Origin of the sequence: Streptomyces sp. 1114.5, assembly GCF_003635085.1 — a bacterium.
GTDB lineage: Bacteria > Actinomycetota > Actinomycetes > Streptomycetales > Streptomycetaceae > Kitasatospora.
Genome location: NZ_RBXE01000001.1, coordinates 1,856,222 through 1,868,864, shown reverse-complemented (window position 1 = coordinate 1,868,864; position 12,643 = coordinate 1,856,222). Strand labels below are relative to the sequence as shown.

The window sequence follows — 12,643 nt, the reverse complement described above, 5'->3', positions numbered from 1 at the left end:
GGTGATCGTCCCGGTGGTACTCGTGGGATGGCTGACGGTTCATCTGCTGCCCCCGGCGGAGGGCTGGGGCGTGCCGCCGACGGGCGTGCCCGACACGGCGTGCACGGCCGCCGGGTCGAGGTCGAACAGCTCGCGCAGGGCCTCCGCGTAGGAGGCTCCGCCGGGCTCGGCGGCCAGCTGCTTCACCCGGACGGTCGGGGCGTGCAGCAGCTTGTCGACGACGCGGCGGACGGTCTGGGTGATCTCGGCGCGGGAGCGCTCGTCCAGGTCGGGCAGCCGGGAGTCCAGCCGGCCCAGCTCGGCGGCGACCACGTCGGAGGCCATCGCGCGCAGCGCGACCACGGTCGGCGCGATCCGGGCGGCCCGCTGGGCGGCGCCGAAGGCGCTCACCTCGTCGGCGACGATCCGGGTGACCTGGTCGACGTCGCCGGCGCCGGGGGTGGCGGCGTGCGCGTGCGACAGGCTCTCCAGGTCGACCAGCAGGGCGCCGGGCAGCTCGTGCACGGCGTGGTCGACGTCGCGCGGCATCGCCAGGTCGAGCAGGGCGAGCGGCTGCGCGGCCGTCCGGGAGGCGACGGCGGTGGCCACGTCCTCGGCCCGGATCACCACGCCGGCCGCGCCGGTGCAGGAGATCACCAGGTCGACGTCGGCCAGCACCTCCGGCACCTTGGCGAGGTCCACGGTGCGGGCCACGTCCGGGCCGAGGATCTCGACCAGGCGCTCGGCGCGGGCCGGCGTCCGGTTGGCGATCAGCAGGTCGGTCACGCCGGAGCGGACCAGGGTGGCGGCGGCCAGCGAGCTCATCGAGCCGGCGCCGACCACCAGCGCGCGCTTGCCGGCGATCTCGCCCGCGCCCGCGGCGACCTGCTCCAGGCCGAAGGTGACCAGCGACTGGCCGGCCTTGTCGATGCCGGTCTCGCTGTGCGCCCGCTTGCCGACCCGCAGCGCCTGCTGGAACAGCTCGTTCAGGCCGCGCCCGGCGGTGTGCTCCTCCTGGGCCTTGGCCAGCGCGTCGCGCAGCTGGCCGAGGATCTGGCCCTCGCCGACCACCATCGAGTCCAGCCCGCAGGCCACCGAGAAGAGGTGGTGGACAGCGCGGTCCTCGTAGTGGACGTACAGGTGGGAGGTCAGCTCCTCCAGGTCCACCCCGCTGTGGTGGGCCAGCAGCAGCGACAGCTCGGCGACGCCGGCGTGGAACTTGTCCACGTCCGCGTACAGCTCGATCCGGTTGCAGGTGTTCAGCAGCGCGGCCTCGGCGACGGTGGCGGTGGCCGCCGCGTCGTGCAGCAGCCGGGTCGGCACGTCACCGGTCAGGGCGGCGCGTTCCAGCACCCCGACCGGGGCCGTGCGATGGCTCAGCCCTACGACGAGAAGGCTCATGCCCGCCCCCCACAGCTCTCGGTGTTCATGCGGGCATCACCGCGGAGAGGTCCCCGTCGCCGCCCTTGGCGCTCTTTCCCTTGGCCTGCTCGGCCGGGTCCTTGGCCGCCGACTCGGCGGTGCCGCGGGCCTTGCCGGTGCCGCCGGCCGCGCGGCGCAGCTTGGCCGCGGCGGCCCGGACCGGGCCGGGGGCGCGGTCGAGCACCGACTCGGAGCGGTCGTCCGGCTCCTCACCGGCCTTGCGTTGCTCGTGGAAGGCGAGGATCTGCAGCTCGATGGAGAGGTCCACCTTGCGCACGTCCACGCCGTCCGGGACGGTCAGCACGGTCGGGGCGAAGTTCAGGATGCTGGTGACGCCCGACTCGACCAGCCGGTCGCACACCTGCTGGGCGGCGCCGGGCGGGGTGGTGATCACACCGATCGAGACGTGCTGGCTCTCGACGATCGACTCCAGCTCGTCCATGTGGCGCACCGGGAGCCCGGCCGCGCTGGTGCCCACCACGTTCGGGTCGGCGTCCAGCAGGGCGGCCACCCGGAAGCCGCGGGAGGCGAAGCCGCCGTAGTTGGCGAGGGCGTGGCCGAGGTTCCCGATGCCGACGATGACGACCGGCCAGTCCTGGGTCAGACCGAGCTCGCGGGAGATCTGGTAGACGAGGTACTCGACGTCGTAGCCGACGCCGCGGGTGCCGTAGGAGCCGAGGTAGGAGAAGTCCTTGCGGAGCTTGGCCGAGTTCACGCCGGCCGCGGCGGCCAGCTCCTCGGAGGAGACGGTCGGCACCGAGCGCTCGGAGAGCGCGGTGAGGGCCCGCAGGTAGAGGGGCAGGCGCGCGACGGTCGCCTCCGGGATTCCCCGGGCACGCGAGGGTCGGCGCGCGGCGCCCTGGTCGGGCGTCTGCGAACTGCTCTGTGGTGATCGGCCGATTGCCACGGTGCTCCTGTGGGTGAAGCTGGGCTTTGGCAGCCAGGCTATGCGTTTGTGAACGTGTGCACAAAGATGGTGTCCGATTTGTCCCCGCACAGTGATGCGCATCACGCCGTCGAACCCATAGCACCGGCCCGCGTCAGCACGACCTCCGGGGCCTGCGAACCGGGCAGCCACGGGCCGTACGGCGCCTCCCGGCGCAGCAGCGGGACGGCCCCGCCGGACGGGCGGGAACGGGCCCGGCCCAGCCGCGGCCAGGGCACCCGGGCCGCCTCCCGCAGCGGCCCGGCCCAGTCGTCCGGCGGGCAGGACGGGGCGCCCAGACAGTGCCGCAGCAGCTCCGCCGTCACCCGGGCGTCGCCCAGCGCGGTGTGCGCCGGGTACCACCCCAGGCCGGCCGCCTCCACGCAGGCCGCCAGGCCGTACCCCGGCAGCTCCGGCAGATGGGCGCGGGCCAGCCCCATCGTGCACAGCACCGGGACGGGCGGCAGCGGCACCCCGATCCGGGCGAACTCGCGGTCCAGGAAGGCGTGGTCACAGCTGACGTGGTGACCGACCAGCACCCGGCCGGCCAGCAGCTCCAGCAGCCGCGGGGCGATCTCCCGGAAACGCGGGGCGCCCTCGACGTCGCACTGGCGTATCCGGTGCACATGGGTCGGGCCGACCGGGCCCAGCGGATCCAGCAGGGTGGCGAACTCCCCCTCGGGGCACAGCCGCTCGTCGAGCAGCACCACCGCGACCTCCACTACCCGGTGCCGCCACGGGCTGCGGCCGGTCGCCTCCACGTCCACCACGGCGAAACCTCCGGCCCCGTGCGGGACTCCGGGCGTCCCGGGGATCGGGGCGGGAAGCATGGCGGCACTCCTCGTGTGCTCAGCCCCCCACGGGCGCAAACGCGTTCGATCGTAAGCCGACCAACCCGCCCCGCCTCACGCCGGAACGGGATGGGTTTGGCAACGATTCGGCGAAGCGCCCCCGCCGATCGGCGGGGGCGCAGGCGCTCGTGCGGACGGCCGATCAGCCGCCGAGGGCGGTGCGCAGACGGCGCTCGTCGACCCGCCAGAAGTCGTGCTGACGGCCGTCGATCAGGGTCACCGGGATCTGCTCCCAGTAGCGCCGGTACAGCTCCTCGTCCTGGGTGATGTCCTTCTCCTCGAAGGACGCCCCCAGCTCGCCCGCCACCCGGACGATCACCTCCCGGGCCTCGTCGCACAGGTGGCAGCCGGGCTTGCCGACCAGGGTCACGGTCCGGCCCGCGGGATCGGGGCTCTTGCGTCGCAGCAGTGGGCTCACCAAGCCATTTTGCGCCATCGCCCACCGGCCCCGGGCCCGGCTCGGGCGAGCGGGGCGGTGGGCCGGCTCGGGCGAGCGGGGCGGTGGGCCGGCTGTTCACCTTCCGGGCACGGCTTCGTCACGGCCGCTCCGCGTGCGGCTGGCTATGCTCGATGGCATGGCCGTGCTCCGAAGGCTCACCCAGGCGAAGCGCTCCACCAGCGAGCGGAGCGCCCTGGCGGGCGAAGCCGCGGCCGAGGCCGCCGAGGCCGCGCTGCGCGCCGAGCCCGAGCCCGCCGCCGAGGCGACCGCGCCGGCCGCGGCCAAGCCCGGGAAAGCGCCGAAGGCCCCGGCCGGGAACCACACCCCGGAGCCGGGCGACGCCCGCGCCGCCGCCTTCTTCGACTGCGACAACACCATCCTGCGCGGCGCCGCGATCTTCTACCTCGGCGTCGGCCTCTTCCGCCGCGGCTTCCTCACCCGCCGCGACATCGCCCGCTTCGCCTGGCAGCAGGCCTGGTTCCGGCTGCACGGCGCCGAGGACCCGGACCACATCTCGGACGCCCAGCAGTCCGCCCTCGGCATCGTGGCCGGCAAGCGCACCGCCGACCTGGAGGCGATCTGCGAGGAGGTCTTCGAGGAGGTCGTCGCCGACAAGATCTGGCCCGGCACCCGCGCCCTGGTCCAGATGCACCTGGACGCCGGCCAGCGGGTCTGGCTGGTCACCGCCGCCCCGCTGGAGGTGGCCCGGATCATCGCCCGGGGGCTCGGCATGACCGGCGCGCTGGGCACCGTCGCCGAGGCCCGGGACGGCCACTACACCGGCCGGCTGGTCGGCGACCTGCTGCACGGCCCGGCCAAGGCCGCCGCCGTCCGGGCGCTGGCCCGGCGCGAGCGCCTGGACCTCGACCGCTGCGCCGCGTACAGCGACTCCGCCAACGACATCCCGATGCTCTCCCTGGTCGGCCACCCGTACGTGGTGAACCCGGACGGCGCGCTGCGCCGCCACGCCCGGGCCCAGGGGTGGCGGGTGCGGGACTTCCGGACGGGCCGCAAGGCAGCCCGGGTCGGCCTGCCGGCGGCGGCCGCGCTCGGGGCGGCCGCCGGAGCGACGGCGGTCGCGGTGGCGCTGCACCGGCGTCGCCGCCGCGCCTGAGCCCCTTCGCCGCAGACCCCTTCGGAGCCGTCGTCGGGACCGCCGACGGGGCCCGCGGGGCCTTCCCGACGGGCTCGCCCGGGCGGGTGACCGGGCGTCAACCAGGGCCCTGACCTGGCCGCTCTTACGGGCGAACTCCCCTTCGTCGTGCGGCAGTCCGGGGCTCTCGCTCGAACTTGCCAGCCGGTGACCGGTTCTGATCGTTCGCCAGCCGGGGAAAGTCAGGGGTTGCCGGGCCCCAAGACTGGGAAACCGCCCGCCAGACCGCCGAATTGGTCACCCTGGGCACCTGTTCGATCACGTTGAGCCGGATGAAGGATGCCAGCTCCGGTCAGTGTCAGCCGAATATGCACAACAAATGGATCCCAAACGACCACTTCGGCCACACGGTGTAGCTGTCATTGCACAAAGCGTTATTCTCTCCTGGATGCACGTCCCCACGCGTCCCGCTCGAACGGACGCTTCGGGGAGTGCTCTCCGCGCAGGCGGAGGTGATCCGTCCACAGTTCTGCCTCTGGGAGTCCCGTGTACCCACCCGTCCGGAACGACGCGCCTGCACCCTCCCGCCCGTCGTCCGCGCCCCTGCGCCCCCGCACCGGCCACCGCGGCCGACCGACCGCCGAGCGGCAGATCTCCACCGGCCTGGACCTGCTGCGCAGCCTGCTCCGCAGCCAGCTCGCCGCCTCGCCCCAACTCGCGCCCGCCGGCGGATCGTTCGGCCACCCGCACGGCGCCGGCCTGGCGCTGCGCACCACCGCCGCCGGCTCGGCCGGCACCGGCTCGCGCAGCCGCACCGGCACCACCGGCGTCGGCCGCGGCCGCTCCCGGACGGCGGCCGGCCCCGGCTACGAGACCGAGCACAACCCGATCATGGAGCTGGTGGAGCGGGCCCAGGCCGGCGAGAGCGAGGCCTTCGGGCGGCTCTACGACCACTACGCGGACACCGTCTACCGCTACATCTACTACCGGGTCGGCAGCCGGGCCACCGCCGAGGACCTCACCAGCGAGACCTTCCTGCGCGCGCTGCGCCGGATCGGCACCTTCACCTGGCAGGGCCGCGACTTCGGTGCCTGGCTGGTCACCATCGCCCGCAACCTGGTCGCCGACCACTTCAAGTCCAGCCGCTTCCGGCTGGAGGTCACCACCGGCGAGATGCTCGACTCCAACGAGTGCGAGCGCAGCCCGGAGGAGTCGGTGCTGGAGTCGCTCTCCAACGCCGCCCTGCTGGACGCGGTCCGGCGGCTCAACCCGCAGCAGCAGGAGTGCGTCACCCTGCGCTTCCTGCAAGGGCTCTCGGTGGCCGAGACGGCGCGGATCATGGGCAAGAACGAGGGCGCCATCAAGACCCTCCAGTACCGCGCCGTGCGCACCCTGGCCCGGCTGCTCCCGCCCGACGCGCGGTGAGCCGGCCGTGACCGAAGGGGAGATACCCGCCGGGCGGCCCGGTCGGACGTCACCGTCCGCATCCGACCGACACGTCAGGGTGAACGGTCGGTCCGATGATCAGCCGTGCGTAACCGACCGCCCCCACCGATCGTTGGCCAACGTGCAAGCCCCCACCAGGCATACGGTCAAGTCGAATTGTGACCTATCACCCGATGGAGTGGCTTTGGCCCGCCGGGGCAACCGTCCGGCAGGCCGGGGTGTCGACAACGACGAAGGGAGGTGTGGCCCGTGACGGCAAACGTGCTGGAGCACCGGCGGGCGAAGGCCTTCGCCGAGGCGCTGGAGGCCCACCAGGCGGAGCAACGCCCTGCGGCCAACGCGGAATCGGCCAACACCGGTGACACCAAGGCCGGTTCGGCCGCGATGGCCGAACTGGTCGGCCTGACCGACACACTGGGGGCGCTGCCCGGGCCGGAGCTGGACCGTGAGGTCCGAACGGTCCAACGCGCCCAGCTGATGGCCGCCTTCGAGCAGGCCTTCGCCGGCGGGCCGGGCGCCGCGGTGCCCCGCCAACGCCGCCACCGGGCGATCCGGACGGCGCCACGCGGCCGCTGGAGCCGCCGGTTCGCGATCGGCGGGCTCGTCGCCGGGCTCGCCGTCGGCAGCCTGGCCGGCGCTGCCGCCGCGAGTTCCAACGCCCTCCCCGGGGACACGCTGTACGGGCTCAAGCGCGGCCTCGAAGGGCTCCGTCTCGACTTCGCGGGCTCCGACTCCGAGCGCGGTGAACTGCTGCTCGACAACGCCGCCACCCGGCTCGACGAGGCCAAGGTCCTGGTCGGCCGCACCGGCCCGGCCGGCGGGCTCAGCCCGGACACGGTCGAGCAGGTCCGCCACGCCCTGGACGACATGCACGCCGACGCCCTCAGGGGCCGCGAGCTGCTGCGCTCGGTCTACCGCAGCAACGGCTCGCTGGACCCGATGCGCGCGCTGGCCGGCTTCGCCCACGACGAGGACGGCCGCTGGACCGAGCTGCAGGGCAGGCTGCCCGTCCAACTGACCCGGCAGGCCAGCCTGGTGAACCAGCTCTTCGACGACATAAGCGAGGACGTCGCGCCCCTGCGGCTGGCCCAGTCCCCCGCCAAGAGCGGTGGCACGGGCGGCCCCGGAGCGGGCGACGGCTCGGCCGACCCGACCGGCGGCTCCTCCGCCGGTGCCCCGGCGAACGGCACCGGCGCCGCTCCGGGCGACCAGGTCTCCGGCGGAGCGACCGGCGGCAGCCGCCCCGGCGGCGGCGTGGCCCCGGCCAACCCCGGCGCCGGCGCGACGGGCGGCAGCGGCAAGGGCGGCGGCCTGCCGAGCACCCTGCCCACCAGCGCCCCGGACGCCGTCAACGGGCTGGTCGGCGACCTCACCAGCGGGCTCACCGGTGCCAAGCCCGCGCCGAGCGCCGACGCGGCCCCGTCGCAGGCGCCCCAGCCGTCCGGCACGCCCGGCGTCCCGGACGCGGCCCATCAGCAGGGTGTCGAGGTTCCCCCGCTGGTCCCGGGCCTGCTGCCCGGGCTGCGGATCCTCGGCGGCTGACGTCAGGACTGCGGGGGCCCGGCGGAGTGCGATATCCGCCGGGCCCCCGCTGCGTGGCCGGCCGTTCCGGAAGCCGGCCGTTCCGGAGGAGCCGGGTCGGCAGGAGCGCAGGGCCGGGGGCCAGGGGTCAGAAGAAGACCGAGCGCCGCTGCACCAGCAGCTGGTAGAGCGAGTGCTGGATGGTCTCGCGCACCTCGTCGGCCAGGTCGAAGACCAGCATCGGATCGTCCGCCGCCTCCGCCGGGTACCCGTCGGTGGCGATCGGCTCGCCGAAGCGGATCGTCCACTTGGTCGGCAGCGGCAGCACCCCGAGCGGCCCCAGCCAGGGGAAGGTCGGGGTGATCGGCACGTACGGCAGGCCCAACAGCCGGGCCAGCGTCTTCACGTTGCCGACCATCGGGTAGGTCTCCTCCGCCCCGACGATCGAGCAGGGCACGATCGGCACCTTCGCCCGCAGCGCCGAGGCCACGAAGCCGCCGCGGCCGAAGCGCTGGAGCTTGTAGCGCTCGGAGAACGGCTTGCCGATGCCCTTGAAGCCCTCCGGCCAGACCCCGACCACCTCGCCGCGCTCCAGCAGCGCCTGCGCGTCCTCGTTGCAGGCCAGCGTGTGGCCGGCCTTGCGGGCCAGCTCGTTGATGCCGGGCAGTACGAAGACCAGGTCGGCGGCGAGCATCCGCAGGTGGCGCCGGTTCGGGTGGTGGTCGTGGATGACCACCTGGGTCATCAGCGCGTCCAGCGGGATCGTCCCGGAGTGGTTGGCGACGATCAGCACGCCGCCCTCGGCCGGGATGTTCTCCACGCCCTGGACGTCGATCCGGAAGTACTTCTCGGCCAGCGGGCGCAGCAGCGAGAGCAGCACCTCCTCGGTGAGCTCCCGGTCGAAGCCGAACTCGTCCACCTCGTAGTCGCCGGTGACCCGGCGGCGCAGGAAGGCCAGCCGCTCGGCCGCGCGGCCCTCCCAGCCCTTGCCGAGCAGCCGGGTGGCGGCCGGGCCGAGCGGCCCGGACAGTGCCCCGCCGACCGCTCCGGCCAGCCGGTCGGCCAGCCCGGGACTCTCGGGGGAGCTGTAGCTGGGGGCGGACTCGATCGGGATGACCTTGGCCTCGCCCAGTGCGTTCTCGGCTGCGGCACTCATCGCGGGTTCAGCTCCTCGGTCGGCGGGGGCGGTTCGGTACGGCGCCCGGTGCGGCGGGGTCCGCCCCTTCCGGGCCGAGCAGGGCGCTCAGCCGGTCGGTGACGGCGGCCAGCCGCTCGGGCGGCAACAGGCCCGGCCCCTGGGCGGCGGCGAAGTCGGCGAAGGCCTGCGGGGTGGTGAACGCCGGGCGGTAGCCGAAGGTCTCGCGCAGCCGGGTGGTGTCCACCACCCGGCCGTGGGTGAGCAGTCGCAGCTGCTCCGGGGAGACATCGACCAGCCGGGTCTGCCGGGCCAGCACGGCCATCCAACTGACGGCGGGCAGCAGCAGCGGCAGGGTGGGCCGGCCGAGCCGGCGGGCGCACTGGGAGAGCAGCAGGACGCCCTCCCCCGCCACATTGAAGGTCCCGGTGTTGACGGTGCCCGGCTCGGGCTCGACGGCGGCCCGGCAGAGCACGGCGACGGCGTCGTCCTCGTGCACGAACTGCAGCCGCGGGTCGTAGCCGAGGACGGTCGGCAGCACCGGCAGCGCGAAGTACTCGCTGAGCGGGGTGTCCGCGTTCGGGCCGACGATGTTGGCGAAGCGCAGCACCGTCACGGCGACGTCCGGACGGCGCCGGGCGAAGCCGCGGACGTAGCCCTCGACCTCGGCGGCGTCCTTGGCGAAGCCCCCGCCGGGCGGGTCCTTCGGCTGGATCCGCTCGCTGAACACGGCCGGGTCGCGGGGCGCGGATCCGTACACGCCGGTGGTGGACTTCACCACCAGCCGGCGCACCCCGGGGGCCTTCTGGCAGGCGCCGAGCAGCTGCATGGTGCCGATGACGTTGGACTCCTTCACCGCGGAGCGGTTGGTGGAGCCCAGGCCGGTGGCGCTGACGCTGAGGTGCACGACGGTGTCCACCCGGTGCTCGGCGAGCACCCGGGAGAGTGCCGGGCGGCGCAGGTCGAGCTGGTGGAAGCGGTACGGGGCGGCCGGGCCCGCGAACTCCCCTGCGGACTCCTCGGCCGGCAGCCGGGGCGGCTGCACGTCCACGCCGACGACCAGGTCCACGCCGGGGAGGCGGCGGACCTCGGCGGCGAAGCGGGCACCGAGATGGCGTGCCACGCCGGTGACGAGCACGACCACGCCCACGGTGCTGCACCCCATTCCCTCGACCCGAGCGGACTGCGTGCACCGTACCGCGCCGCCGCGCCGGGCCGTGAAACGACACCGCCCGCCCCGGGCCGCAGGGGCCGGGACGGGCGGTGAAAGCGCTGGGCGCGCGGGGCGCGGCCGGGGGCGCTTACTTCTTGTTGCGACGCTGAACGCGAGTGCGCTTGAGAAGCTTGCGGTGCTTCTTCTTGGCCATACGCTTGCGACGCTTCTTGATGACAGAGCCCACGGAACAACCCTCGCTCACTGAGACTCTCGTCCGTGAGAGACGGAGTCCATACGACTGACGTGAGGGCCTAGCCTACCGTCCGCCGGGCCGGGGCCGTAATCGTGCTCCCCGTTGCCGGGAAACTCGCGGGAAATCCGGGGCGAACGGGGCCGGTCCGCGGCTGCGGGCCGGGCCCCGCCGACCCGGGGCCTACGCGCTCTCAAGCCGCACGTACGACTCCTTGAGGTACTCGTGCACCGCCTGCTGGGGCACCCGGAAGGACCGTCCGACCCGGATGGCCGGCAGCTCTCCGCTGTGCACCAGGCGGTACACCGTCATCTTGGACACCCGCATGACCGCGGCGACCTCCGCCACGGTCAGGAAGACGACTTCCTGCAGGGGACGCTCCACGGAACTCATGACCATCACCCGACCCTTACCCGTGTGCAAGGCACCGGCTTCCCCTCCGGTGACTCCACCGGCACACGTGTATCCCCAGAGTAGTTATGGGTGGTACCAGTGGGAAGAGGGGAAGTGCAGTCCTCGTACGGTGAGAGATAGGCCTGTTGCAGTACGTAGCCGCTCGGCGGATCGGACGGGTCGCCGTACGCACCGCCCGGCGGGCCCGTGCTGCGGGCGGCGGGTTCAGGCCAGCAGGCCGTGGTGGGGAAAGACCGCGCGGCGGGCGGCGAGGATGGCCTGATCGAGCCGGTCGGCCGGATCGTAACCCGCGTCGAAGTCGCGCCAGGCCGGGCGGGCGCCGTCGGTCATCCGCAGCGGGGCCGGGCGGCGGGTGCGGCGGTAGACCTCGGCGCGCCAGGGCTCGGGGGTCTCGGTGGCCGGGTCGACGGGCCGGCCGGCGGCGGTGGCGACCAGGTGGGTCCAGCTGCGCGGGACGACGTCCACCACGGCGTAGCCGCCCCCGCCGGTGGCCACCCAGCGGCCGTCGGCGTGACGGTGGGCCAGGTCGTGCAGCTCCTCGGCGATCAGCCGCTGGGCGTCGACGGTGACGGCGAGGTGGGCGAGCGGGTCCTCCAGGTGGGTGTCCGCGCCGTGCTGGGTGACCAGGACCTGTGGCCGGAAGGCGTCCAGCAGTTCGGGCACCAGGGCGTGGAAGGCGCGCAGCCAGCCGGCGTCGCCGGTGCCGGCCGGCAGCGGCAGGTTGGCGGCGGATCCGGGGGCGTCCGGGCCGCCGGTCTCGGTGGGCCAGCCGGTCTGCGGGAAGAGCGTGGCGGGGTGTTCGTGCAGCGAGACCGTGAGCACCCGCGGGTCGTTCCAGAAGGCCTCCTGGACGCCGTCGCCGTGATGGACGTCCACGTCGACGTAGGCGACCCGTTCGGCGCCGAGTTCGAGCAGCCGGGCGACGGCCAGCGCCGGGTCGTTGTAGACGCAGAAGCCGGAGGCCTTGGCGGGCATCGCGTGGTGCAGTCCGCCGGCGAAGTTGACGGCGTGCGGGGTCTCGCCGCGCCAGACGGCCTCGGCGGCGGCCACGGACTGGCCGGCGATCAGCGCGGAGGCCGAATGGATCGCGGGGAAGGACCAGTTGTCTTCGGTGCCGAGCCCGTGCCGGGGGTCGGACAGCTCGGGGTGGGCGGCGGCGTGCCTGACCGCCTCGACGTACTCCCCGGTGTGCACCAGCCGGAGGGTGGAGTCGCCGGCGGGCGGCGCGGAGCGGACGGTCACCCCGGGGCCGGCGTTCAGGCCGAGGGCCTCGACCAGGCGCATGGTGAGGGCCAGCCGGGTCGGGTCCATCGGGTGGCCGGGGCCGAAGTCGTAGGCGGTGACGGCCTCGTCCCAGAAGAGGTGCAGGCCGCAGGGGGTGTCACGCTCGGCTTCGGGCATGGCCTCCACCGTAGCGGGTGGCGGTGGGGCGGTCGGCACCGAGGCGGTGCAGACAAAATCTTCACGGCTCCCTATCCTCTCCGCCATGAAGCCATTCAGCGTGCAACGCCTCGGGGTAATTCTCGCTGCATTACTGGGACTTGGCACGGTCTTTGCCGCCCAGCCGGCCTCCGCCGCGGTCAGTGGCACCACCTTCGCCGTCAACAGGTCGACGGCGGCACCCGGTGACCAACTGACCCTGACGCTGACCCTCGCCAACACCGAGAGCAGCGACATCTACTTCGCCTACGAGTTCATCCAGCCGATCTGGCCGGCCAACCAGCAGGCCGGCGCCTTCAACGTGCTCAGCTGCGCCGGCGACTCCACCGACTGCTCGGTGAACGGCAACAACGCCGCCTTCCACTTCACTGCGCCGATCGCCCCCGGAGCCAGCCGTACCGTCACGCTGACCGTCCAGGTCACCGCGACCCCGACCTGGGGCGCCGGACCGTACACGCTGAACTGGGCGCCGTACGTCTACTACGAGTTCGGCCAGGTGGGCGGGCAGTCCACCACCAAGGACCAGCTGTGGGCCAACGGCCTGCCCGAGCTGCAGACCGTGATCAGCTGAC

General features: G+C 73.8%; 13 protein-coding genes. 4 read left to right on the top strand and 9 right to left on the bottom strand.

All coding sequences use genetic code 11. The features are described from left to right. Positions 1 to 39 precede the first annotated feature (39 nt). From BX285_RS08105 to BX285_RS08090, 4 genes are all read right to left on the bottom strand, one after another. Positions 40 to 1,380 carry a glutamyl-tRNA reductase gene (locus tag BX285_RS08105; protein ID WP_121174806.1) on the bottom strand — a complete coding sequence of 447 codons (1,341 nt, stop codon included), beginning with the start codon at positions 1,378 to 1,380 and terminating at the stop codon, positions 40 to 42. Between the two features lie 25 nt (positions 1,381 to 1,405). Next, positions 1,406 to 2,308 (bottom strand): redox-sensing transcriptional repressor Rex, encoded by a 903-nt coding sequence (locus BX285_RS08100; protein ID WP_257032551.1) that lies wholly within the window; start codon positions 2,306 to 2,308, stop codon positions 1,406 to 1,408. 101 nt (positions 2,309 to 2,409) lie between these two features. After that, positions 2,410 to 3,156, bottom strand: coding sequence for a 3'-5' exonuclease (locus BX285_RS08095; RefSeq protein WP_121174805.1), 747 nt, complete (start codon positions 3,154 to 3,156; stop codon positions 2,410 to 2,412). Between the two features lie 163 nt (positions 3,157 to 3,319). Then, positions 3,320 to 3,613 carry a glutaredoxin family protein gene (locus BX285_RS08090; RefSeq protein ID WP_097237384.1) on the bottom strand — a complete coding sequence of 98 codons (294 nt, stop codon included), beginning with the start codon at positions 3,611 to 3,613 and terminating at the stop codon, positions 3,320 to 3,322. A 139-nt stretch (positions 3,614 to 3,752) separates the two neighbouring features. Here BX285_RS08090 and BX285_RS08085 point away from each other — a divergent pair, with 139 nt between their 5' ends. The 3 genes from BX285_RS08085 (at position 3,753) to BX285_RS08075 (ending at position 7,697) form a co-directional block, all read left to right on the top strand. Then, complete coding sequence (locus tag BX285_RS08085) at positions 3,753 to 4,730, top strand: HAD family phosphatase (protein WP_097237383.1); 978 nt, start codon at positions 3,753 to 3,755, stop codon at positions 4,728 to 4,730. A 582-nt stretch (positions 4,731 to 5,312) separates the two neighbouring features. Beyond that, positions 5,313 to 6,134, top strand: a complete 822-nt coding sequence (locus BX285_RS08080) for an ECF subfamily RNA polymerase sigma factor, BldN family (protein ID WP_097240159.1) — start codon at positions 5,313 to 5,315, stop codon at positions 6,132 to 6,134. Positions 6,135 to 6,404: 270 nt separating this feature from the next. Continuing rightward, positions 6,405 to 7,697, top strand: coding sequence for a DUF5667 domain-containing protein (locus tag BX285_RS08075; RefSeq protein ID WP_147465129.1), 1,293 nt, complete (start codon positions 6,405 to 6,407; stop codon positions 7,695 to 7,697). Between the two features lie 127 nt (positions 7,698 to 7,824). On the opposite strand, the gene BX285_RS08070 is transcribed toward BX285_RS08075, so the two are convergent. From BX285_RS08070 to BX285_RS08050, 5 genes are all read right to left on the bottom strand, one after another. Beyond that, the gene (locus BX285_RS08070) at positions 7,825 to 8,832 is read right to left on the bottom strand and encodes a lysophospholipid acyltransferase family protein (protein WP_121174803.1); all 1,008 of its coding nucleotides are present in this window, start codon (positions 8,830 to 8,832) and stop codon (positions 7,825 to 7,827) included. Positions 8,833 to 8,839: 7 nt separating this feature from the next. After that, complete coding sequence (locus BX285_RS08065) at positions 8,840 to 9,961, bottom strand: NAD-dependent epimerase/dehydratase family protein (protein WP_097240158.1); 1,122 nt, start codon at positions 9,959 to 9,961, stop codon at positions 8,840 to 8,842. A 151-nt stretch (positions 9,962 to 10,112) separates the two neighbouring features. Then, the gene (locus BX285_RS08060) at positions 10,113 to 10,211 is read right to left on the bottom strand and encodes a 30S ribosomal protein bS22 (RefSeq protein WP_003948845.1); all 99 of its coding nucleotides are present in this window, start codon (positions 10,209 to 10,211) and stop codon (positions 10,113 to 10,115) included. A gap of 189 nt (positions 10,212 to 10,400) precedes the next feature. Next, the gene (locus BX285_RS08055; protein WP_045699258.1) at positions 10,401 to 10,610 is read right to left on the bottom strand and encodes a helix-turn-helix domain-containing protein; all 210 of its coding nucleotides are present in this window, start codon (positions 10,608 to 10,610) and stop codon (positions 10,401 to 10,403) included. Between the two features lie 225 nt (positions 10,611 to 10,835). After that, positions 10,836 to 12,032 (bottom strand): acetoin utilization protein AcuC, encoded by a 1,197-nt coding sequence (locus BX285_RS08050; RefSeq protein ID WP_097237380.1) that lies wholly within the window; start codon positions 12,030 to 12,032, stop codon positions 10,836 to 10,838. Between the two features lie 85 nt (positions 12,033 to 12,117). Between BX285_RS08050 and BX285_RS08045 the strand changes: the two genes are divergently transcribed. After that, entirely contained in the window at positions 12,118 to 12,642 is a 525-nt protein-coding gene (locus BX285_RS08045) for a hypothetical protein (RefSeq protein ID WP_147465128.1), read from the top strand. Position 12,643 lies beyond the last annotated feature (1 nt).